At 66.5% G+C, this 22,685-nt stretch carries 19 protein-coding genes; 6 read left to right on the top strand and 13 right to left on the bottom strand.

Translation table 11 applies throughout. The features are described 5' to 3' along the window. Positions 1–4 precede the first annotated feature (4 nt). The 3 genes from ACY65G_RS28955 to ACY65G_RS28945 form a co-directional block, all read right to left on the bottom strand. A complete protein-coding gene (locus ACY65G_RS28955; RefSeq protein ID WP_465000744.1) occupies positions 5–1,672 on the bottom strand; it encodes a glycoside hydrolase family 43 protein in 1,668 nt (555 codons plus the stop codon). Between the two features lie 102 nt (positions 1,673–1,774). Further along, positions 1,775–4,951 (bottom strand): TonB-dependent receptor, encoded by a 3,177-nt coding sequence (locus tag ACY65G_RS28950; protein ID WP_465000743.1) that lies wholly within the window; start codon positions 4,949–4,951, stop codon positions 1,775–1,777. Between the two features lie 468 nt (positions 4,952–5,419). Further along, positions 5,420–6,388 carry an IS1595 family transposase gene (locus ACY65G_RS28945; protein ID WP_465000742.1) on the bottom strand — a complete coding sequence of 323 codons (969 nt, stop codon included), beginning with the start codon at positions 6,386–6,388 and terminating at the stop codon, positions 5,420–5,422. Positions 6,389–6,515: 127 nt separating this feature from the next. On the opposite strand from ACY65G_RS28945, the gene corA reads away from it, so the two are divergent. Both corA and ACY65G_RS28935 read left to right on the top strand, forming a co-directional pair. Next, positions 6,516–7,484: a magnesium/cobalt transporter CorA gene (corA, locus tag ACY65G_RS28940; protein ID WP_465000741.1), complete on the top strand. Its 969-nt coding sequence runs from the start codon at positions 6,516–6,518 to the stop codon at positions 7,482–7,484. Positions 7,485–7,720: 236 nt separating this feature from the next. Further along, complete coding sequence (locus tag ACY65G_RS28935) at positions 7,721–8,008, top strand: hypothetical protein (protein ID WP_130184868.1); 288 nt, start codon at positions 7,721–7,723, stop codon at positions 8,006–8,008. Positions 8,009–8,133: 125 nt separating this feature from the next. Here ACY65G_RS28935 and ACY65G_RS28930 read toward each other — a convergent pair whose 3' ends face one another. From ACY65G_RS28930 to ACY65G_RS28920, 3 genes are all read right to left on the bottom strand, one after another. Next, entirely contained in the window at positions 8,134–8,631 is a 498-nt protein-coding gene (locus ACY65G_RS28930; protein ID WP_465000740.1) for an arsenate reductase ArsC, read from the bottom strand. Positions 8,632–8,732: 101 nt separating this feature from the next. Beyond that, positions 8,733–8,984, bottom strand: a complete 252-nt coding sequence (locus ACY65G_RS28925) for a hypothetical protein (RefSeq protein WP_465000739.1) — start codon at positions 8,982–8,984, stop codon at positions 8,733–8,735. Positions 8,985–9,097: 113 nt separating this feature from the next. Further along, complete coding sequence (locus tag ACY65G_RS28920) at positions 9,098–11,419, bottom strand: DOMON domain-containing protein (RefSeq protein WP_465000738.1); 2,322 nt, start codon at positions 11,417–11,419, stop codon at positions 9,098–9,100. 244 nt (positions 11,420–11,663) lie between these two features. Between ACY65G_RS28920 and ACY65G_RS28915 the strand changes: the two genes are divergently transcribed. After that, positions 11,664–12,839, top strand: coding sequence for a hypothetical protein (locus ACY65G_RS28915; protein ID WP_465000737.1), 1,176 nt, complete (start codon positions 11,664–11,666; stop codon positions 12,837–12,839). 12 nt (positions 12,840–12,851) lie between these two features. Here ACY65G_RS28915 and ACY65G_RS28910 read toward each other — a convergent pair whose 3' ends face one another. Together ACY65G_RS28910 and ACY65G_RS28905 are read right to left on the bottom strand one after the other, a co-directional pair. Further along, positions 12,852–13,475, bottom strand: coding sequence for a response regulator (locus ACY65G_RS28910; RefSeq protein ID WP_465000736.1), 624 nt, complete (start codon positions 13,473–13,475; stop codon positions 12,852–12,854). Beyond that, the gene (locus ACY65G_RS28905) at positions 13,472–16,561 is read right to left on the bottom strand and encodes a sensor histidine kinase (RefSeq protein WP_465000735.1); all 3,090 of its coding nucleotides are present in this window, start codon (positions 16,559–16,561) and stop codon (positions 13,472–13,474) included. The genes ACY65G_RS28910 and ACY65G_RS28905 overlap by 4 nt, the downstream gene beginning before the upstream one ends. 204 nt (positions 16,562–16,765) lie before the next feature. Here ACY65G_RS28905 and ACY65G_RS28900 point away from each other — a divergent pair, with 204 nt between their 5' ends. Next, positions 16,766–17,179 (top strand): winged helix-turn-helix domain-containing protein, encoded by a 414-nt coding sequence (locus ACY65G_RS28900; protein WP_465000734.1) that lies wholly within the window; start codon positions 16,766–16,768, stop codon positions 17,177–17,179. A 4-nt stretch (positions 17,180–17,183) separates the two neighbouring features. Here the strand turns inward: ACY65G_RS28900 and ACY65G_RS28895 are convergent, their stop codons facing one another. Next, complete coding sequence (locus tag ACY65G_RS28895; protein ID WP_465000733.1) at positions 17,184–17,891, bottom strand: SDR family oxidoreductase; 708 nt, start codon at positions 17,889–17,891, stop codon at positions 17,184–17,186. Positions 17,892–18,119: 228 nt separating this feature from the next. Between ACY65G_RS28895 and ACY65G_RS28890 the strand changes: the two genes are divergently transcribed. Together ACY65G_RS28890 and ACY65G_RS28885 are read left to right on the top strand one after the other, a co-directional pair. Then, positions 18,120–19,562: a catalase gene (locus ACY65G_RS28890; RefSeq protein ID WP_465000732.1), complete on the top strand. Its 1,443-nt coding sequence runs from the start codon at positions 18,120–18,122 to the stop codon at positions 19,560–19,562. Positions 19,563–19,605: 43 nt separating this feature from the next. Beyond that, entirely contained in the window at positions 19,606–19,950 is a 345-nt protein-coding gene (locus tag ACY65G_RS28885) for a winged helix-turn-helix domain-containing protein (RefSeq protein WP_465000731.1), read from the top strand. A gap of 16 nt (positions 19,951–19,966) precedes the next feature. Here ACY65G_RS28885 and ACY65G_RS28880 read toward each other — a convergent pair whose 3' ends face one another. The 4 genes from ACY65G_RS28880 to ACY65G_RS28865 are packed head-to-tail and all read right to left on the bottom strand — an operon-like array spanning position 19,967 to position 22,625. Then, positions 19,967–20,479 carry a DUF2306 domain-containing protein gene (locus tag ACY65G_RS28880; protein ID WP_465000730.1) on the bottom strand — a complete coding sequence of 171 codons (513 nt, stop codon included), beginning with the start codon at positions 20,477–20,479 and terminating at the stop codon, positions 19,967–19,969. A 10-nt stretch (positions 20,480–20,489) separates the two neighbouring features. Next, a complete protein-coding gene (locus ACY65G_RS28875; RefSeq protein ID WP_465000729.1) occupies positions 20,490–21,044 on the bottom strand; it encodes a cysteine hydrolase family protein in 555 nt (184 codons plus the stop codon). A gap of 20 nt (positions 21,045–21,064) precedes the next feature. Beyond that, positions 21,065–21,877: a hypothetical protein gene (locus tag ACY65G_RS28870; RefSeq protein WP_465000728.1), complete on the bottom strand. Its 813-nt coding sequence runs from the start codon at positions 21,875–21,877 to the stop codon at positions 21,065–21,067. A gap of 46 nt (positions 21,878–21,923) precedes the next feature. Next, positions 21,924–22,625 (bottom strand): dienelactone hydrolase family protein, encoded by a 702-nt coding sequence (locus ACY65G_RS28865; RefSeq protein WP_465000727.1) that lies wholly within the window; start codon positions 22,623–22,625, stop codon positions 21,924–21,926. Positions 22,626–22,685: the final 60 nt, after the last annotated feature.

Genomic DNA, 22,685 nt, shown 5'->3' with positions numbered 1-22,685 from the left:
CTTGTTATTGGTGGGTGTTCGACTGCACGTAAGGCCCGATCACGACGCCGACGAAGCCCTTTGCCTTCTGCGTGGACAGGAACGTCACGTCCACGCCCGCCTTCAATGTCTTCAGTTGTCCGCCGCTGCGGTAGCGGTATTCCGACTGGCCGCCGCGCATGTCCATGGCCAGCTCGACGTTTCCTTTCGGCGCCGGCGCCGTCGCGAGCAGTGTCTCCTTGCCTCCCTCGGACTTGACCAGCGCCACGACGCGCTTGCCGTCCACCCATGCGAGCCCCAGGAACATCCACGCGCCATCGTTCTGCATCGCCAGCAGGCCGGCGCGGTCGCCGTCGCGCCGGGGCGTGTAGTCGACGACCGTCGACACGGTCGCATCGTGGTGCTGCTGGCGGCGGCCGACGAAGCCCGGCACGCCGGCCAGGTCGCCCAGCGGCCGGCCTGCATGCAGCACGAGTTTGCCGTTCTTCAGCTCATACACGCGCTCGCGTGGCGTGCGGATGCCCATCCATGCCGGCGCCAGCGGGGCATCGAACTCGTCGACATAGGAAAAGTCGCCATTCATCGGCACCGCCGGCGCGGGTTGCGCGGGCAGGTCGGGCTTGCGGTGGGTATAGGGAACCGTCTTGCCCTGTTCGAGGATCATCGGCCAGCCGTCCTTCCACGTCACCGGCAACAGGAAGGTGTCGCGGCCGATATTGTAGAAGTTGCCGGGGTAGGGGCGCGTGGCCAGGAACACGGCCCACCACTCGCCGTTCTGCGTGTGCACGAACTTGGCGTGGCCGGCCGTCGTCACGGGGTTCGGGCGTTGCGGATCGAGGTCGCGCTGCGTGAGGATCGGATTGACGGGGCCCGGCAGGTAAGGTCCCATCACTTCCTTCGAGCGGAATACCACTTCGGAGTGGTTGTCGGCGGTGCCGCCCTCCGCGCAGATGAGGTAATACCAGCCATCCTTCTTCAAAATATGCGGCGCCTCGATCCAGATCGGCTTTTTCGACGGATCGACGCCGCCGTCGACCAGCACCTTCGGCTTGCCGATACGCTGCAGCGACACCGGATCGAGCTGCGTGATCCAGATGGCGCGGTGGCCGTCGTAGCGCGGCGTGCCTTCGGGCGCATCGTTGTGGACCACGTACATCTTTTCGCCATCGCGGAAGATTGACGGATCGATGCCGTTCAGGCCCTGCACGGTGACGGGATCGGACCATGGCCCTGCCGGGTTGGTGGCTGTGACGATGAAGTTCCCGACGCCGCCGGGGCAGCTGGCGCAGGTGGTGATGATGTAGAACCGGCCGTCGTGGTAGGAGATGTCCGGCGCGAAGATGCCCTGCGAGCCGCGCACGCCGGTGAAGTCGATCTGCCCCGGCCGGTCCAGCGCGTTGCCGATCTGCGTCCACGTGACGAGGTCCTTCGAGTGCATGATCGGCAGGCCGGGGAAGTTCGTGAACGAGGACGCCACCACGTAATAATCGTTGCCCGCGCGGGCGATCGAGGGATCGGGATAGTAGCCGGCGAGGACCGGGTTGGCATACTCGCCCGCCCGCGCTGTCGTCCGTTCGGGCGCCTGGCCGGCGTAGCTGAAACGCTCGAAGCGCGCGTTGGCGGCGGGGTTGTCCGCGCCCTGCGCCGCGGTGGCGAGAAGGAGTGCTGCAAGCAAAGCTGTTGGCTGTCGCATGAAAGAACCTGAAAAATGAACCAAAAAAAACGCGACCCCGCAAGCAGGGCCGCCAACTCGCCGGAGCGAGACCATGAAACGTGAAGATTGCAATTCAGCCCATCAGAACGCCGTGCGCAGCGACATCGTGTAGCTGCGGCCCGGCTTGTACTCGTCGTAGATCGCGTTGCTGAACTGCGTATAAGTCTGGCTGATCGCGTTGTTCAGGTTCCAGGCCGACAGCGTCACATCGGTGTTGTAGGCGAAATTGAACATGCGCTTCAGGTTCATGCTCAGCGACAGGTCCACCTGCTTGCGTTCCGTCGTGTACGCATAGGCGCCGCCCTCGACCGACAGGCCGGTGCTCGAGTTCACCACATGCGACGCGGTGTACTGGCGCGACACGCGGGCCGACAGGCCGTTGCGCTCGTAGTACAGCGTGAAGTTGTTGGTGCGGGGTGGCACGCCGGCAACGGGGGGCGCATTGACCGCTTCATCCGTCTGCTTCGTGTACGTGAAGTTGCCGGTAAAGCCGAAGCCTTTCACTGGCAGCATGTCGAGCGGCTGCTGCCACGTCAGTTCCACGCCGCGCACCTTCAGCTTGGTGTCGATGTTGTACGGCGCGGTGATCTCGACCAGGTGGTTGGCCCGGCCGCCGCTGGCGGTAACGGCGACCTGCTGCGCATCGGTCAGGCCGATCTCGCCGTACAGCGCATCGAGTTCGGCCAGCGTGTACTGCAGCACGCGCAGGCCGGGGCGGCTGGTGATGTCCTTGGCGAACACGCTGCCCGCCACATAGGCTTCGCGGCTGAAGTAGTACTCGATGCCGGCATCGTAGTTGTTGGCGGCAAAAGGCTTCAGGTTCGGGTTCGTGAGGTTGCCCTGCCGGGCGCCCTGGTCGCCGATCGACACACGCGTCTGGCGCAGGTCGGCCGGGTTGGCGCGTGTCAGCGATTTCGAGCCGGACAGCCGGAAGATCGTGTCGGGCGTGATGTTGTAGGCCAGCGTGGCCGACGGCAGCGTATTGCTGTAGTGAACCGTCTCGTAGGCCCACGACGAGAGGTTCGGATACAGCCCACCGTTCTGCAGCCCGGCGTTGCGCGGATCGGCCACGGACGACAGGTCACCGATCGTCTGTTTGGTGCGCGCATGGCGCAGGCCGGCGTTGTAGCGCAGCGTGCGGCCGAAGACCTCGGCGCGACCATTGATTTCCGCATAGGCGGACGACACCACTTCGCGGATGTAGCCGCCGCTACCGCTGTTGAAGCCCTGGTAGATATTGTCGCGGAAGTACTGGTAATCCGTATCCTTCGCGAACTTCGGCCAGTCCACCGTGATGAAGCCGTGGTTGCTGGCGTGGGCATAGTTCGGCACCGCCGCATTCGGGACCACGGAACCCAGGTAAGCCAGCGGCGCGCCGCCGGCCGTGTAACCGGTGCCGTAGCCGGGATAGGCGGTGGCGGCATCGGCGATGGGACCCGGTGTGCTGCGCCCGTCGCAACCGGGCGAGCGCAGTTGCGGGTTCGGCCCGAACAGCCGCGCATTGACGTTGTTGCCGCAGGCGACGTTCATCCACGCATCGGCCGTGCTGTAGCCACGGTAGCGCCGTTCGATATCGTCCCACGCCGCGCCCACCTTCAGCGACAGGTCGCTGTCGCCCCAGGCCACGTTGAGGCGCGAGCCCTTGGTGGTATTGGTGCGCTCGTACAGGTCCATGCGCAGGCCGGACAGGTTCTGGCCCGCCTGGTACCAGCCGAAGTTGGCCGGGTCGTTGACGTCCAGGTTGCCCGTATAGGTGGGCGTCTGGCCGGGCGTGGTGTTGTCGTAGTCGATGACCGAGTTCGCGGACCGGGTGGCCAGCAGCACGGTCGGCATGTCGCGCCAGAAGGTGCTCTTCGTGTAGTTCACGTGGCCGTCGACCGTCCATTTGTCCGCCGGGCGCCATTCGAAGCCCGGATTGAAGCTGCGGAACACGGTCTTTTCCTGCATCGGCCGGAATTCGAGCGACCAGAACGTATTGGCGAAGGTGCCCTTGGTAATCACGCAGCCGACGGTGCAGTCGCTGCGGTCGAATTCCAGCCCGATCGGGATCGGCGTGTTGGCGCGGGTGCCCACGTTCATGCCTTCGGACAGCATGCTGTTTTCCTTTTGCGCGAACAGCGTGTCGAGGTAGATGTCCCACTGGTCGTTCGGCTGCCACTGCACGCTGATCACTTCACCCGCGCGTTTGCGTTCGCCTTGGTAGATGATGTGGCGGCCCAGGCGGCCCATCAGGCCATTGTCGATCTGCTGGATCGTCGCGCCGGGGTTCAGCGCCAGCAGCATGTTGCGATCGATCTGCCTGCCGGGCACGAGCACCGATTGCGCATACGCGGGCAGGGAGGCCAGCGGCAGGCCGGAAGGCACGGTGTCCGGCGTCGACTGCGAGCCGCCGCCGGTGCTGTTCGGCTTGTCCGCCGGGTTGGCCTGGAACGATTTCAGCTGCAGGTTGCGCATGTCCACGGTCTGGAACGCGTCGGTCTTGTACTTCGTGTTCCCCCAGGCCACGCCGCCGAGGATGCCGAAGCGGCCGAAGGTGCTGCTGTTCCACGTGTTGCTGATCAGGGCCGATCCCGTATTGCCCCATTTGCCGTCGCGGTCGCGGTAGTTGCCGGACAGCGTGAAGGCCGAGCGCAGGCCCTGCTTGTCGAACGGGCGCACGCTGCGCATGTTGACGGTGCCGGCGATGCCGCCTTCGATCACGCTGGCCTGCTGGCTCTTGTACACGCTGGCGCTGCGGAACAGTTCGGACGGCAGGAAGTCCATGTCCACTTCGCGGTTGGCGCTGATGTTGCCGCCCCAGCTGCCCGCCGACGCGGAAGCCATCGGCGCGCCGTTCAGCAGTACGCGCGTAAAGGCCGGCCCCATGCCGCGGATCGAGATGTTCATGCCTTCGCCGTCGATCGAGGCGCGGGTCACCTGCACGCCCGGTACGCGCGACAGCGCATCGGCGATGTTCGGATCGGGGAACTTGCCCATGTCCTCCGAGAACACGGTATCGGACAGGCCGATGTTGTCGCGCTTTTCCGCGGCCGACAGGCCGAGCGAGCTGCGAAAGCCGCTGACGGTCACCGTGGGCACAACCGGGGATGCCTGGGCCGCGGCGGCGGCGCTTGTTGCGGCGGGGACGGGCCCCGGGGGCGCATCGGCCTGCGCCTGCGCACAGGCACTGCCGACGAGTGCCGACATCACGCTCATCACGAGCGCATCGCGCCCGCGGCCCATCCGGCGCAGCGGCGCGCCTGCATACTTTTTGTTCATCCATGTCTCCGTTATTGTTGGCTCGAGGCCTTGGTCGGCCGGGTTTCACCCGTGCCGCGCGTTTTTACTGGATCAATGTATTACTGGAAGAAACAACAGCATCGTACAGCCTTGGTGCGTCTACGCCTCCTGTTTGGTAGCGGTAAATGATATGCGCAACCATCGATCATCGATCTGATCAACCGTGCGCCAGCTAAAATATTTGCTGTGTTGTATGCGAATCTAGCCCTTAGCCTACCGGTAATCCAATAACTTTTATGCCACGATCGATATGAAAAGCGGTATCAGCGAGCCTGATAAATGAGGCATTCCTAGTGGTGGTGCGGTTTTAAATGAATAGCGCAAACATCATCTATGGGAGCGCTTCCAATATCGCTGTGGCGTGGTCGTCTGGCCTGATGTGTTTTTTGCAACACCGTCAATGCTGTAGGCGCTGTCACCCGAATCTGTGGAAGTTTCGCCAGGTCATCAAAGAATGCTGCCCTGCAGTGCTGCAATCAAGCAATCTGCCGGCGCTCGCCAGCGCTGTCCATCGAGGCCATGGCGCCAGCCCAGGTAGTTCGTCAGGTACCGGCTCGCCACCCCATTGAAACGCGCCAGCCAGCCATGGAAGCGGCTGTGGTACCCGTTCACATGCTGCAAGTGGAGCGCACTGCGTGCGCGCATCCCTGCGCTGACATTCACTGCTTCATGCTGGACGCCGTTGCGGCGCGCGAACGTGCGGTAGGCCGCGGCGCTGTCCGACACCAGCAGCACCTCTGCGGCCAGTACCGGCGGCAGGTGATGTTCCAGCTGGCGCGCCGTGACCGGACCGCGGCCGCAGACAAAATCCCTCGTCTTGCCATCGCGGTCGCGGGCCACGAGGATGCAATCGAGTTCCCTCGAAATGCCGCGCCGGCTGGCCTTGCCGCCACGCTTGCGCGCCGGCCTGTCCAGGTGCCTGCTGCCTTTTTGTGATTCCAGCAAATAGCTTTCGTCCGCCTCGACGATTCCTTGCAACTGTGGCGGGCGGTCGTGCTGCGCTCCGGCCATGAAGCGATGGCGCCAGCGAAAGCTGGTGTTGCGATGGATGCCGGTTTTTTCGGCGGCGGCGCGCACCGTCCGCGAATCGAGCACTGTCTCCAGGAATGGCAGCCATTTGTGACGCAGGCGCAGGAACGCGAGCGGTGTGCCGGTCAAGGCATTGAAGGTTCGGCCGCAAGCCAGGCAGCGATAGCGTTGCAGGCCATACGAGAAGCCGTGACGATGGATGCGCGTCGCCGCGCAATGCGGGCAACTGCTGCAAGGGCGCCCGAATCGTTCGATCAGTTCGAGGCAGGTCGCCAGTGACGAGGCCGACCCGAGCAAAGCGCGCAACGCCGCCAGTTGCGCACTTGAGCATTCAGCGACTTGCCCGCGCAGCCTTTCCAGCAAGTTATCGAACAGTCCGTCATGCATCGCCGCCTCCGTCGTCAGTACTGTTGAGACAGCGATTTCGGCGAATGGTTCAGTTCACTCCACAGGCTCGGGTGACAGCGCCATGCTGTAAGCTCACGCATTTGCGTCATCCACACTGCAAGTCAACATGCTGATCAACTGCGTCGCCTACCAGGAAGGCAAGAAACTGCTCGATGTGCCCGTCGTGGACATCAGCGAATACCTGAAAGAACCCGAAACCTTCGTATGGGTCGCGCTGCGCGATCCGGGCGTGGACGAAATCGCCGTCATGCAGGATGAATTCAGCCTGCACGAACTGGCCATCGAGGATGCGGCCCGTGGCCACCAGCGGCCCAAGATGGAGGAGTACGGCAACAGCGTCTTCGTCGTCGTGCACATCGTGGAAATGGAAGGGGACGAGCTGAAGGTCGGCCAGCTTGCCGTGTTCGCGGGGCCGAACTATGTGCTGTCGGTGCGGCGCGATTCGCACCACGATTTCCTCGGCGTGCGCGCCCGCGCCGAACGGGAACCGCACCAGCTGGGCAAGGGCGCCGGCTTCGTGCTGTATGCGCTGGTCGATGCCGTGGTCGACCGCTATTTCCCCATCGTCGACATGCTGGAATCGGAACTCGAATCGATCGAAGACCATATCTTCAGCCAGAAGGACGAACAGCGCGCCAACGTGGAACGGCTGTATGCGCTGAAACGCAAGGCCCTGGTGCTGCGCCACGCGGTGATGCCGCTGATGGACGCGATGAGCCGCCTGCATGGCGGCCGGGTACCCGCCGTGGTGGCGGAAACGCAGGATTACTTCCGCGACGTGCACGACCACCTGTTCCGCATCGCGGGCCGGCTCGACGCGGTGCGCGACACGATCAATACGGCGATCCAGGTCACGCTGTCGATGGTGGCGATCGAGGAAAACGACATCAGCAAGAAGCTCGCCTCGTATGCGGCGATCTTTGCGGTGTTCACCGCGTTTGCCGGCATCTGGGGCATGAATTTCGAGTACATGCCCGAGCTGAAGTGGAAATACGGCTATCCGTTCGCGCTGTGTACGATGGCGGCCGTGTGCGGTTATCTGTACCGGCGATTCAAGAAATCAGGCTGGCTTTGACGGGGACATTATTGCGTACCGGACGGTACGTGAATACCCCTTCATGATATAAGGAAATATTTACTATTTGTCATAAATCCGTCATACTCCGAGTCCTCCAAGTAATGCTCCAGACGCAGCACTGATATCGCTAGCAGCACCGGTCAACGGAGCACTTAGCCATTCGGAAGATCCCTTCAGGCGCGAACTATCCACGCAACGTGGTCGCGCCCGGGCGCTCGCTGAGGAGGTCGAATATGAGAACAACGGTACTTGATGTGGCGGTAACGGACGCGCCGGTGGATGAGGCGTGCCGGCGTGTGATGCAAAAACTGGTGTCGGCGGGTTGCGTGGTGGCCGACATGCCTTATTCGGTGGAACCCTTCCAGGTGGCGGAAACGGATTTGCGCTACCTGCTGCACCACGGCGAGGTCTACGAACCTGGCACCTCGCTCGTGATGCCCGTGCTGCGCTCGGTCAGCGTCGAGAAGAAGGGCGCGGACGTCGGCAAGATTTCCTTTGTGCTGGCCGTCAATCTTGTCTGAAATGCGTTGGTCTGAAATGCGTTGATCCGAGATGCGCTGGTCTGAGATGCGCTGGTCTGAGATGCGCTGGCCTGAAATGCGCTGGTCCGGGCGGCATCCGCCCGGATGCGCCGATTCCTGATGCCTCAGGCCGCGCGGCCGAGCTCCGCCACCTCCTGGTGAATCGCATGCTTTTCCAGCGCATGCAGCGGCAGCGCCACGAAAATGCTCATGCGCGCGCGGATCTGGTGAAATGCCTGGTGATACGCGGCGCGCCGGTGTTCATCGGCGCCTTCCACGGCAGCGGGATCTTCCACGCTCCAGTGCGCGGTGATCGGATGGCCGGGCCAGAACGGGCACGGTTCGCCGGCGGCGTCGTCGCAAACGGTAATAATGAAATCCATCTGCGGCGCGCCGGGCGCCGCGAATTCGTCCCAGCTCTTGCTGCGCAGGAGCTCCGGCGGGTAGCCGGTCGGCGCGACCTGTTCGAGCGCCAGCGGATCGACCCTGCCGGCAGGGCGGCTGCCCGCGGAAAAGCCGCGGAACCTGCCGCTGCCCATCGTCGTGGCCAGCGCTTCCGCCATGATGCTGCGCACCGCGTTGCCGGTGCAAAGGAACAGCACGTTGTAAACCTTGTCTTTCATCGGAACTCCTTGGAAATGAACCGTGCCCGGAGCGCCGGCACAGGGTTTCCAAGGGTAACCCCGGATCTTGACCGCCTGATGACAGGCACGGAGCAAGCGGCTCAGCTCTCCAGTTCGGGATAGGGCCTGAAGATGCGCCGGTACCAGGGCAGTTGCCAGAACAGGCAGCCCGCGGCGCGCAGCGCCTCCGGTTCCGACATGCCCGCCGCGATCAGGCTGTCCGCGGCGCGCAGGTGCACCACCAGCCGGAGCCCGTCGCGCAGCAGCCAGGCCGCCACGGCCGAGATGACGCCGAGCGCGATCCATGCCGCGGTGTCACCGGCGCCGGTAAATACGTAAGCGATTGGATGCATGGTGGGCCGCCTCCTGATGAGCAGGCGCCGGCGCTTTCATCCGGCGTGCCTGCGATCCGCACAGCGTAGGGGAGACGTATGACGGCACGATGACATCGAGCCGCCCGGCAGCGCTACACCTCCCACTGCATCTTGATGGTCAGTGCCTTGTTGACCGTGTTCGCCGCGCTGGCCCGGTCGCGCGCATAGCCGACCGACATCGAGCGGCCATGCCGCCACAGGCGCCGGTACAGCAGCGAGCGGTGCGAGCCCCGTTCGGCCCACGGCGCCAGGCCGGACACGCCATCGTCGCGGCGCGACGACGAGGTGTTCTGCGCCAGCAGCCGCAGCGAATCGCTGGCCGTGAAATGCAGCATGCCGAGCCAGCGCCAGCCGTTGTCGGCAAAGGCCGGGCGGCCCAGCGTGCCCTGGATCCATGCCCGGTTCACGCGTACATCCGACTCCATCGCCCAGCCGCGGCCGAACGCGCCCAGTGGAAACCGGAACCCGGCATCGATGACGACATTGCCGCCGCGGCCGACCCGGTCGGCATCCACGTCGAGCTGCCGGCCCAGCGTGACCTCGGCCTTCAGCACGGGCATCCACGGCAGCGGCGACGAGGCGAAGCCGAAGTGCAGGGCCGGCGTATCGTGCAGCCGGCCGGCGCGATGCGCGCGCTGCCGGTCGAAGCCGAGGTTGGCCCACAGGTCCGTCTGGCGGCCCGCGCGGAACCAGATCCCCGGCTGCACCTTGCGCTCCACCACCTGGTTGGCCTGCTGGCCCAGCGCGGCATCGGACAGCGTGCGGATCTCGTGCAGGCCGAGGTGGGCTTCGAGTTCGTACAGTTTCAGCGATGCGGCGCCGAACGCCGATGCGGGCACGTCGTGCTCGCCCAGGCGGCGGTTCAGGTTGATGTCCGTCTTCACCACGCCGGCCTGCGGCACGAAGCCGTTGTCGTTGACGAAGCCGGGGCCGATCGCTTCCACCTTCACTTCGTTCCACCAGTCGTCGCTGATGTGCACGTACCGGCCTTGCCCGTAGCTGCCGCTGCGCGAAGGGACTTTCACCGTGGCCTGGCGTGGCTCCTCGATGAAGCCGGCGCTGTTCTGCGAGTGCATCAGCAGCCACGATGCCTGCTTGCCGCCGCCGCGCCACTGGCCGTCGAAGCCGGCAACCTCGTTGCTGCCGCCATCGCCGTAGTCGCGTTGCGACACGAAGGCACCGAGCAGCATGCCGTCGCGATGCCAGCGCGCGCGGCCGAGGCTCGCCAGCGTGCGGCGCGTTTGCGCATGCTGCGCCGTTTCGTACACGCTGCCGCGCAGCACCACGCCGCCTTCCTCGTCGCGCAGGCTCATCGCGGTGGCATCGGCCTGCGCATTGCGCCACGTGGCGCGCAAGCCCCACTGCGGGCTGGCGACCGTGCGCGAATAGACGGCCGACAGCGGCAGGCCCAGCACGTCGGAACTCTCCAGGAAGAAGCCGCGCTTCTCCGGCAGCGACAGCGCGATGCGGCTGGCGCCAGTGGGCATGGGCTCGTCGATTTCCACTTGCGAGAAATCGGGATTGAGGGTGGCGTTGAACACCCAGTCGGCGCGCGGGCGCGCATTGATGTCCAGGCCCACGCTGGCTTCATTGCCGCGCCTGCGGCCGGCATCGTCGCGGTCGCGGGTGGAGCGGACCGTGAGTTCCGGCTTCAGGTCGATGAACGTGCGGTCGCGCACGGCCTGCACGGTGCCGCCCATGCCGCCGATCTCCTGCAGCGCGTCGATGTAGCTGAGCGACCCCGTCTTCAGTGGCGTGCTCGTGAGCCGCAGCCCGCCCGCATGCGGCACGCTGCGTTCCACCATCAGGCGCCACGTCTTGCCGTCCTCGTAGGGGAAGCGCAGGTTCGACATCGGCCAGCGGATCTCCATGCTGTAGCCGTCGGGCAGGCGGCGCACGGCCGCATCGATCGGAAAGTCCGGGCCCAGGTCGTCCTCGTCCTCGTCGGCGCGGTACATGCCGTCGGTCAGCACGCCGTCGATGTTCACGCGCACGAACTGCGCGGCGCGGCCATGGCCGGTGGGGTCGAGCCAGATGCCGATGAAGTCCTGGTCGTTCGCCACCTTGTCGCGCCGCGCCAGCGAGCTGCGCATGTTGGCCGGCGCGCCATCCCACGCGCGGATGCCGAAGATCAGTGCATCGCCGTCGATCAGCAGGCGCACGCTGGTGCGCAGGCCGGCCGGCAGCGGCTTGCCGTTCTCCGGCAGGAACTGGTGGAACGTGGCGAATTCGGGCGCGGCCCGCCAGGGTTCTTCCCGCAGGTCGCCGTCCACCGTGACGAGCTGGTGCCGGTCGAGCAGCAGGGCGGGCATCGATGCCAGCACGGCGCCTTCATCGGCCGCGCTGGCGAACGGCGCGGCGAACGTTGCGGCAAGCAGGCAGGCGATGCGGGAAGCTTTCTTGATGAAGTCCATGGAGGTCAGCGAAGTCGATGCGGAACAAAAAACGGTCGAGCCGGGGCGGGGCGGCAGTCTAGCATTAACTTTCTGATAATTCCAGGCTTCCTTGGCCCTCGTGATGAGGCGTGACATTCGGAGACATTGCGGCACGCCGCGCCGACACAATCACGACATCCGGCGACAGACGCGTCGTCCGATCCGGCGCAGCATGGAGATCTTCGAGTGCATGCGGCGGTATCATCCGATACCGCCGCGATCCATGGAGGTACCGATCATGATCGCCTACCGGTCGAGCGCAGTGACACAACACGGCGCACATTCCATCAACCTGTCGCGGCGCAGCTCCTTCATGACGGGCGCGCGCTGGCTGGCCGCGTCGGCGTGGCTGCTGTCGCCGCTGAGTATCGGGCCCGCGTTCGCGCAAACGCCGAAGCAGCGCGACTGGCGCTACTGCCACAAGTGCCACGCGATGTTCTTCAACGGCTTTCCCGCGAAGGGCGTGTGCAAGGCCGGCGGCGCGCACGAGGCGGCCGGCTTCAACTTCGTGCTGCCGCACGGCGTGCCGGAAACGGCCACCGCCCAAAGCAACTGGCGCTACTGCGGCAAGTGCCAGGCGCTGTTCTTCAACGGCTTCCCCGGCAAAGGCGTCTGCGCAGCCGATGGCGGCCCGCACGTTGCGGCGGGCTTTACCTTCACGCTGCCGCACAGCGCCGCCGAAACCCCGGTGGCGCAGGCCAGCTGGCGTTTCTGCCACAAGTGCATGCTGATGTTCTACGACGGCTTTCCCGCCAAGGGCGTGTGCAATGCCGGCGGCGGGCATGCGGCGGCCGGGCTGGTGTTCGTGCTGGCCCATGCGACGAATTACCGCGAAAAGCTGCAGAACCTGGCGCAGCAGCCGGCACGCATGCAGGAAATGCTGCAGATCATGTGGGAGCGGCGCGGCAAGGCGCTGCTGACGGAGCACATCGACAAGGCGATCCGCAACCGTGGCCTGGCGGATGGCGTCAACATCAAGGATCCCCACGTCAACCTCGGCGGCATCACGTCCACCGTCCGGCAAGTGGCCCCGGACCGGTATGCGGTCGGGCTGGCGGCGCCGGGCAACAACATCAAGTTCGACCTGACCACGCCTACGGTGTTCGGTTCCTACGGCGACCCCAGCTTCCGTGTCGGCTTCAGGATGCTGGTGAACCTGGAGATCGCCTACCAGCAGGGCGGCAGCCCGCCCGTGGTGGTGACCGTCGTCGATGCGCGCATCCACGATTCCAGCATCCACGGCGCCAATGCGGTGGGCACGATCGCCGAAACGGCGGGGGACTTCATCACGAAGGGCGGTTTCAGCCGATCCGTCACGGAAGCGATCAATGCCAACGGCGACTTCAGGCCCGACCTGAGCCGCGCCATCACGGCGGCGATGAACAAGGTCAATGCCTGAGATCTCCGGGCTTCAGTCCAGCATGCCCCGGCGCAGCGCGATCACCACCGCATGCGTGCGGTCGCTGGCCTGCAGTTTCTGCAGCACGTTGCTGAGATAGCTCTTGACGGTTTCCTCGGCGATGCCGAGCCGGCGCGCCACGTCGCGGTTGCCGAGCCCCTGGGCCACCAGCGCCAGCACGTCGTGCTCGCGCGCGGTCAACTGTTCCGGCTTGCCCGCGGCGAGGCGGCGGGTGAGTTCCGGGCCCAGCACGCGCCGGCCGGCGTGCGCCGAACGCACCAGTTCGGCCACGCCGGTGCACAGCTCGCTCTTCAGTACGTAGCCGGCTGCCCCGGCATCGAGCGCGCGGTGCACCTGGCCGTCGCCGGCGTAGGTACTGATGGCCAGGATGCAGGCGTGCGGGTCGTCGTGGCGGATCGCGCGGATGGCGTCGACACCATGGCAGCGCGGCATCGACAGGTCCATCAGCGTCACGTCCGGCCGGTGCTCGCGGTAGCAGTCCTGGGCGGCGAGGCCATCGGCCGCTTCGGCCACCACGACGATGTCCTCCGCCTCGGCCAGCACGCCGACGATGCCGCGCCGCATCAGCGGATGGTCGTCCACCACCAGCACCCGCAGCAGTGTCGCCACGTTCATTGCAATTCTCCTTCGCGCGCAGCGTGGGTGCCGGCATCGTGCCCGGCATCGCCCGCATAGGCCAGCCGTGCAGGCAGGCGCAGGCGCCAGCACGTGCCATTGCCCGATGGGCCGGCCAGCTCCAGCACGGCGCCCATCTCGGCTGCGCGTTCGCGCATGCCCGGAATGCCCCAATGCCCGGCCCGCCCATCGCGCCCGGCGATATCGATACCCGTGCCGTCATCGCGCACGGCCAGCGAAAACTCATGCTCGCCATAGGACAGCGCGACATCGATGCGGGCCGCTTGCGCGTGCAGGAAGGCGTTGCGGATCGCCTCGCGGCCGATCGCCAGCACTTCATCGAACACGGGCGGGTGCAGGCGCTTCGCCATTCCCTCGCGGGTAACCGTGAAGGTGGCCGCGCCCTGCGTGGCAAGGCGCGCACCGTGCCCCTCGAGCAGCGTCGCCAGGTCGCCCTCGTGAACAGCGTGCGGTTCGGCCACGCGCAGCTCGCCCACCATGTTGCGGCCTTCCTCGAGCACCTCGGTGGCCAGCGACAGCGCTTCCTGCATCATCGGCCGGGTCGGCGCGTCGTCCGGCGTGCGCAGCGCGATGCGGCGGAAATGCATGATCAGGCCCTGCACCGATTGCAGCAGCGTATCGTGCAAGTCGCGCGCGATGCGTTCGCGCTCGGCCACGCGCGCCTCGAACGCGCGGGTGACGCGGCGCAGCGCCATGCGCAGGCGCAGGCGGTACAGGCCGAACGCGGCCAGCGCCAGCAGCAGCGCGCATGCCAGCTTGAACCACCATGTTTGCGCAGGCATGGGCGCAATCTCGAACCGGACCCGTGCACCTTCCTCGTTCCACAGGCCATCGTCGTTGGCGGCCTTCACGCGAAACGTGTAGCTGCCCGGATCGAGCCGCGTATAGAATGCGGCGCGGCGCTCGCCGGCATCCTGCCAGCCCGCATCGACACCTTCGAGCTGGTACTGGAAGCGCACGCGGTGCGGTACCGCCAGGCTCAGGGCCGTGTAGTCGATGCGGAGATTGCCGGCGCCACCAGGCAGCCGCACCTGCGCCGCCGTCGGCCAGGTCTTGCCGGCGGCGGTAATGCTCGTGACATGCACCGGCGGCGCGAGGCCGTTGCGCGGCGCACGGGCCGGATCGAAGCGATACACGCCGCTGGTGGTGGACATGACCAGTTCGCCGGCCGCCGTGCGCACCATCGATGGCGCGGGCAGCATCGGCGCGGCGCTGCCGAACAGGCCATCGTTCTCGTCGTAGCGACGGTAGCGCACGCGGTACGTGCCATCGGCCACTGCGCGCTGCCATTCGTCCCTGGCGATGCTGAACAGGCCGCGCGCGGTATTGGCCCACAGGGTGCCGTCCGGCGCCGGCACCACGCCGGAGGCTCCCGCGAACAGTTCGCCGCCTTCGCCGCGCAGGCGCCAGGCACGGCGCCCATCGAAGCGGGCCAGTCCCTCGTCGCCGCCCAGCCATGCGCCGGCGGCGTCGGGCACGATCTGCAGCAGGCCGCCGATATCGAGGCCGGCCGGCGGGCCGAATTTGTGTACCTGGCCGCCGCGCAGGATCGCCATCGCGTTGCCGATCGAGCCGAACCAGATGGCATCGCCCGGCCCGGTCGCCATCGTGGTGACCGCGAAATCCTTCAGCGCCGCATGCCCGCCGTGCGGCACCCAGGTGCCGCCATCGTCCCGAAACGTTCCCTGCGGTCCGAACGATACCCACAGTGCGTCGTCCACACCCATCGCCAGGGCGAAGACACCCAGCCATTTCGGCCGCCGCACCGCCTCTGGTACCGCTATCGGAACATGCCGCGTACTATCCGTTTTCCAGATCGCGCCATACGAACCGCCCCATACGGTGCCATGGCGGTCGCGGTACAGCTGCGTGACGAGGTTTTCCTCGCTGGCCTCCGGGCCCACCAGTTCGGGTGCGGCATCCATGTCGCTCAGCCGGAACCTGTCGATCCACAGGCTGCCGTCCGCGCCCGCCGCCAGGGGCCGTGCTTCGCCCTTGTAGGCGGGCAATGTGATTTCACGCATGCGGCTGGGGCGGAACTGGTCCAGGCCATTTTGCGTGGCGATCCATACGCTGCCTTCGCGATCCTGGAAGGACACGACGGCGCGGTCACCACTCAGGCCCTGGCGCGCGGTGAAGCCCTGCAGGCGCGGCTGGCCGCCTTCGCGGCCGACGCGCAGCACGCCGGTGGTCAGGGGAAACCAGAAATTGCCTTCCCGGTCGATGCTGAAGCGCTCACCGGGAGCGATACGGCGCAGCAGGTCCTCGAGCGCGTCGTGCGGCGCGTCCGGCGGCGTAGCGACATTGATGCGGCGCAGGCCGCGCTCCGCGCTGTCGGAAGCCCATACCGTGCCATCCGGTGCCCGCACCAGCGCGCCCGGCACTTTTTGCGGCGCGACCGGCGTGAAGTGCGTTTCGCCCTGCCGCATGCGGAAATTGCCGCGCGAACCCTGCGCCCACACGGTGTCGTCGCCATCGACGTGGACGGCGAAGATGCCCCCGCGCACCGAGCCGGGCCGGTTGACCTTTTTCCATGCGCGGGCACCCTTGTCGAGCACGTGCAGGCCGTGCCCTGACGCCAGCCACAGGCGGCCGTCGCGCGTGCCGACCACGTCGTTCGCAAGGCCGCCCGGGAAGCCATCCTTCTGCAGGAACGCCCGCACCGTGTCGCCCTGGACGAAATACAGGTCGCCGAAGTAGGGCGCGACCCACAGCCGGCCATCGGGCAGCGTGCCCATGCGGCGGATGTTGACCGGCATGTCCACGCCCGGCGGCGCGCGGTAGGGATGGAAGGTCACGCCATCGAAACGGTACAGCCCGGTCGGGCTGGCCAGCCAGAGCCAGCCGTCCGGCGTTTGCGCCATGGCCTGGATATTCGGCGGCGCGCCATCCCGCGTCAGCCAGCGGGCATGCAGCAGCGGGATCGCGGGCAGCTCGGCGGGCAGTGCCTCGGCGGGCAAGTTGGCGAGCAGCGCCTCGGCGGGCGGGACCGCTGGCGAAGCGGCATGTGACGGCGCGGGCGCGAGCAGGAACAATCCGGTCACGGCAGCTAGCAACTGCTTCATGGACATCCCCCAGCGATCGTTGTCGCATTTTCGTCGTCCGGGCTGCCTGTCACCCCCGATCGAGCCTGTCGGGGGAACGGCCGCGCCCGTTATGCTAGCCATTATGCCGATTCCCGGTGCCAAATCAACATCGGCATGGGTAGCTTGTTTCGGGGCGTGCAAACGATGTCACAGCCAAGGTAACGAACTTTGTTTGGGAGAACGATGATGGAGAGTGAGCGGCCTACCTTTGAAACACTGGCATTCCTGGATTTCGAGCTGACCCTGGCGCGTCGCCAGCTGTTGCGCGGCGGTGCGCCGGTCGTCATCGGGGGGCGCGCCCTCGACCTGCTGGCACTGCTGGCGGGCCGTGCCGGCGAAGTGCTGGACAATCGCCTGCTGATTCGCACCGTCTGGCCGCGCACGGTCGTGGAAGAGGTCAACCTGCGCGTACAGATCGCGGCGCTGCGCAAGCTGCTCGGCAGGGATGGACATTGCTCCATCATCATCAACCATGCCGGGCGCGGCTATTGCTTCACCGTGCCCGTGGCGCGCATGGCCCCGCCTGGCCGGCCGGCGGCGGTCCCGGACAGTGCGACCAGGCTCACCGCCCTCCTGCAAGCGGTGTCCCTGACCTGACGAGTTATCCCGCTGGCGGCAGCAGGTAGACACCCGGCTCAGCCGACAATCCCTGCTTGACCTGCCGCGTGGTGTCGTCCGCCAGGATCTCCTCGGCACCCGCTTCCAGGGCCGCCAGCGCCCTGCGCACCACGTCGGCCGGCGCCGCTTTCGGGCCGCCGAGATGGGCCGTCATGTCGGTGTCCATGAAGGCCACGTGCAGGCCGGCCACCTGCGTGCCCTGTGCCCGTAGCGCATGGCGCACGCCGTTCGTCATCGACCAGGCGGCGGCCTTGGCCACGCAATAAGGGCCGGCGCCGGGCAGGCTGATCCAGCTGAGCACGGACAGGACATTGAGCAGCGCGCCGCCGCCGTTGGCGCCGAGCACCGGGCCGAACGCCCGGCACATGGCGAGCGTGCCGAACAGGTTCGTATCCAGCTCATGGCGCAGCACGTCGGCGCCATCGCCGGCCAGCAGCTCGCCGCCCCGGGCAATGCCGGCATTGTTGGTGAGCAGCGTCACGTCGGCGCATTCGCGGGCCGCCGCGGCGACTTGTGCCGCATCGGTGATGTCGAGCCGGACCGGAATCACGCCGGGCAGGTCGACGGTGGCCGGATCGCGGGCGGCGGCATACACCTTACGCGCGCCACCCTGCAGCAGCGCGGTGGCCCAGGCCCGGCCCAGGCCCCGGTTGGCGCCCGTGACGAGGGCGATCGAATCGTTGACTTTCATACGCGCTCCATGGAAGGGAATGCGTCCATCGTAGGCGCGGCGGCGTGGGACCGCCAGTTAAAAGGAGTGAAAGCGAGTCGTGAAAGCGAGTCGTGAATACCGGCTCGCAGAGCTGACGCCAGCAGCGGGATTAACACGGTTTAACTTGTTCAGGTCGGACCGGTATTTCATGATCGATACGGCGCGTGGCCACCGAGCCCGCCGCCACTCATCCTTTGAGGAGCCATCATGAAGCATCTCACCACCGCAGCCGGTGCACCGGTCGCCGATAACCAGAACACGCAGACCGCGGGCCCGCGCGGCCCGGCGCTGCTGCAGGATGTGTGGTTTCTGGAAAAGCTCGCCCACTTCGACCGCGAAGTCATTCCCGAGCGCCGCATGCACGCGAAAGGCGCGGGGGCCCACGGCACGTTCACCGTCACACACGACATCACGCCGTTTACCCGTGCGCGCCTGTTCGCCGCAGTGGGCAAGACCACCGGCGTGTTCATGCGCTTCTCGACCGTGGCCGGCGAGCGGGGCGCGGCCGACGCGGAGCGCGATATCCGCGGCTTCGCCGTCAAGTTCTATACGGAAGAGGGCAACTGGGACCTGGTGGGCAACAACACCCCTGTGTTCTTCCTGCGCGACCCGCTGAAATTCCCCGACCTGAACCACGCCGTGAAACGCGACCCGCGCACCGGCATGCGCAGCGCCGACAACAACTGGGATTTCTGGACGCTGCTGCCCGAAGCGCTGCACCAGGTGACGATCGTGATGAGCGACCGCGGCATTCCGCGCAGCTACCGCCACATGCACGGCTTCGGCAGCCACACGTTCAGCTTCATCAACGCCGCCAACGAACGGCACTGGGTGAAGTTCACGTTCCGTACGCAGCAGGGCATCGAGAACCTGTCCGATCCCGAAGCCGGCGCGCTCATCGGCGGCGATCGCGAAAGCCACATGCGCGACCTGTACGACAGCATCGAAGGAGGCGAGTTTCCCCGCTGGACGCTGTACGTGCAGCTGATGCCCGAACGCGACGCCGCCACCTGTCCCTACAACCCGTTCGACCTGACCAAGGTGTGGCCGCATGCCGACTACCCGCTGCACGAAGTGGGCGTGCTGGAACTGAACCGCAATCCGGACAATCACTTCGCCGAAGTGGAGCAGGCGTCGTTCAATCCGGCGCACGTGGTGCCCGGTATCGGCTTCTCGCCGGACAAGATGCTGCAGGGCCGGCTGTTCTCGTATGGCGACGCGGCGCGCTACCGCCTGGGCGTCAACCACCACCTCATTCCCGTGAACGCGCCGCGCTGCCCGGTGCACAGCTACCACCGCGACGGGAAGATGCGCACGGACGGCAACATGGGCGGCGCCACGTCGTATGAGCCGAACAGCCGCGGCGAATGGGTCGAGCAGCCCGATTTCAGCGAACCGCCGCTGTCGCTCGAAGGCGCGGCCGACCGCTGGAACCATCGTGTCGACGACGATTACTTCAGCCAGCCGCGCGCGTTGTTCCGCAAGATGTCGCCGGCCCAGCAGCAGGCCCTGTTCGAGAACACCGCACGCTCGATCGCCGGCGCTTCCGCGCCGGTCAAGGCGCGCCATATCGACAACTGCACGCGCTGCGATCAGGCATATGGCGATGGCGTGGCGCGCGCGATCGCTCAGCTGGGCGAATTGCGCTGACCAGACGGCGGCGCCTGGCGCCGCCTTGCAAGGGGAGATCGATATGAAGCCGGATGACGAGCAGGTAGTCCGGGGCGGGCAGTGGCCGGTATTGTTGTTCGGTGAATTCCGCCTCGATACGGGCCAGCGCCGGTTGTACCGCAACGGCGCCGCCCTGGCGCTCGGCGGCCGGGCGCTGGAGCTGTTGGTGACGCTCGCGGAGCGGCCCGGCGAAGTGCTCAGCCACGGCGAACTGGAGGCACGCATCTGGCCCGACGCCATCGTCGAGGACAGCAGCTTGCGCGTGCACGTGGCAGCGCTGCGCCGCACGCTGGGCAAGGAGCGCTACATCGCCAACGTGCCGGGGCGCGGCTACAGCTTCGTGGGCAGCGTGGCGCGCCAGGGCTGATCCCTGGGGGCCATGCTCACACGGTGCTCGGTTGCGCGAGCGGCGGCGTGCCGTTTCGTGCGCGCAGGTACCGCACCTGCCACCATGCGCCGACCAGGAACACGATGAACAGCGCGCCGACGACCGCCTTCAGCCACGGCTCTTCCGTGCTGGCCGCGAGCGGCGCGCCAAGCGGAAAGCGCAGCGACGTTTCCGTGATGCCCGGGATGAAGTGGAAAAACAGCGTCAGCGACAGGGCAACGGTTTCGACATACAGGGAGCGGGCGCCTAGCCACCGGCGCGCCGCCAGCCACGCCACGCCGAGCGTCAGCAACGTGACCACGCCGAGCATGTGCGCCTCGTTGAAACCGCCGCGCGTAAAAATGCCGAAGCCGGTCAGGCAGGTCAGCAGCGTGGCGATGACGTACACCCGGCCGAGCCGGGTGTGCCACGCGATCAGGCCGCTGCGTGCCAGCGAACCGAAGCCGGCGGCCAGCGCGACCAGGCTGATGGCCGTGTGGATCGTGCCGAGCGATGTGAGTCCGAACATGGTACCTCCTTCAGGAAATCGTATCGATGAATTGCCCGGTGCTGCGCATGCGCGCGTAGGCAAAGCCCAGTGCCGCCATGAAGGCCGCGTGGGCGTGCGCCGCCGGCACCTTGACGCCGTCGAACTCCAGGTCGCGCGACGCGCAGGCATCGTGCACGACGGTGACGGCGTAGCCGAAATCGTTTGCCGCGCGCGTGCACGCATCCACGCACATGTGGCTCATCGCCCCGCAGATCACCACTTCCTCCACGCCGGATGCCTTCAGCGTATCGAGCAGCGGCGTATCGCGGAACGAATTGATGTGATGCTTCAGCAGCACCGGCTCCCCCGCCGCGGGCGCCGCCCGCGGGTGGATCGCGGCCCCCGGCGAACCGGGGGCGAAGAACGGCGCATCGGCCGTGGGGAACTCGTGGCGGATGTGCACGACCGGTGCCTGCCGGGCCCGGAAATGGTCCAGCAGCGCGGCCACGTTGCCGGCCGCGGCCTCCATGCCCGCCAGTTCCCACTTCCCGCCCGGGAAATAGTCGTTTTGCACGTCGATGACGATCAATGCCTGGGTTGCCATGGTGTTCTCCTTTATGCGGGTTACTGGTTGACCTTGCCGGGCAGGGTCAGCTTGCCGGAAGCGACCTTGAACACGTCGGCCACGCACAGCAGCGGACTGTGCACGCTGGCGTTGACGCGCAGCGCGGCGCTGACGCCGTCGAAGCCGGCGCTTTCCACGACGCCGATGTCGTCGAACGGAACACGCACCGTCAGGTCCGTGCCCCTGAACACGGGACTCCAGCCCGGGCTGTCGATCAGGATCGGCAGGTTCGGCCACGTCTTCGGCACTTTCGGCTTCGTCCCCTCGGGGATATCCACCACTTTCAAAGCGCCCTTGCCGCAGGCATCGTCCGGCTGCAGCACCACCCAGTGCGAATGCCACAGGTCGCCGTCGTTGGCCAGGTTGCCGTCGCCGTTTTCATCGTACAGCGGCGTGTCGTCGAAATCGGGGTGCGACGTGACGGCAAAGGCCAGGATGCCGGCCTTTTCCTCGAAGCCGATCGCCGACGGATCGATCGTGGTCGGCCACACATACGAGAACACCGAGCTGCCCGCCAGCTTGCCCACCTTGCTGGGATAGGATTTGCCGGCCTTGCCGGAAACGGCGATGTGGAACACCGCCACGTTGCCCTCGGTGGAGATCTTCGTGTGGAAGATGTCGAAATCCGCCTTCACGGCCTTGGCCGGCGCGGTGCGGATGCCGCCCTTGTGTTCCTTGGTGGCGGTTTCCTTGCCGGCCGCGTCCTTGCCGCCGTGCGCCTTGCCCTCGTGGGCGCCGGCGGGCGTGGCGCAGCACAGGGCCAGCGCGATGGCCGCGGCGGGAAGGAGGGGCTTGCGGATGCGTGTCTTCATGCTGGTTCCTTTTTTTCGGGGATGGGAAAAGTTTTGCGGCGATGGTTCAGCGCAGCGTCTGCGCGAAAAAACGGTCGGTGCGATCGTTGGCCATCGTGGCGCTGGCCGCGTCGTAGTGGGTGCCGCCGGGCCGCGCGAATGCGTGATGGCAGCCGGGGTACGTGAACACGGTGGCCGAGGGCACGTGCTCCAGCGCGGCCACGATGGCGCGCCGGGCATTGGGGCCGATGTATTCGTCTTCTTCCGCAAGGTGGTACAGCAGCGGTGCGCGGATCGTGGCGGCCCGTTCCACGAAGCGCTCCGTGCCGCCGCCGTAGTAGGCGGCGAAGGCATCGGCATCGGTGCGCGCGGCGGCCAGGAACGTCAGCAGGCCGCCAAGGCAGTAGCCACTAATGCCCACCTTGCCGGAACTGCCGGGCAGCATGCGCGCCAGCGCGATGGCAGCCGCGATATCGTCCACGCCGCGGTCGAAGTCGTAGGCGTTGTACAGCGCAAAGCCGCGCTCCGCATGATCGGGGTTCGCCTCGGACATCGACAGGTTGCGCTCGCGGCGCCAGAACAGGTCCGGGCACAGCGCGAGGTAGCCGTTGCCGGCGTAATGCTCCGCAATGCTGCGGATGCCCGGGTTCACGCCGAAGATTTCCTGCAGCACGATGACGACCGGCGCAGGCCCTTGCGACGCGGGGCGCGCCAGCAGGCAGTCGAACATGCCGTCTTCCACCGCCACCTGCAGGGTTTCGCTGTCCATGCCGTTCCCTTTCGTCTGTGCCGCCTCGAAGCGTGCAGGGAAAGCATAGGCGGATGGCGC

This window comes from Pseudoduganella sp. jia 12 (genome assembly GCF_055502675.1).
The sequence above is the reverse complement of the archived record's forward strand: the minus strand, read 5'-3'. Positions and strand labels throughout refer to the sequence as shown.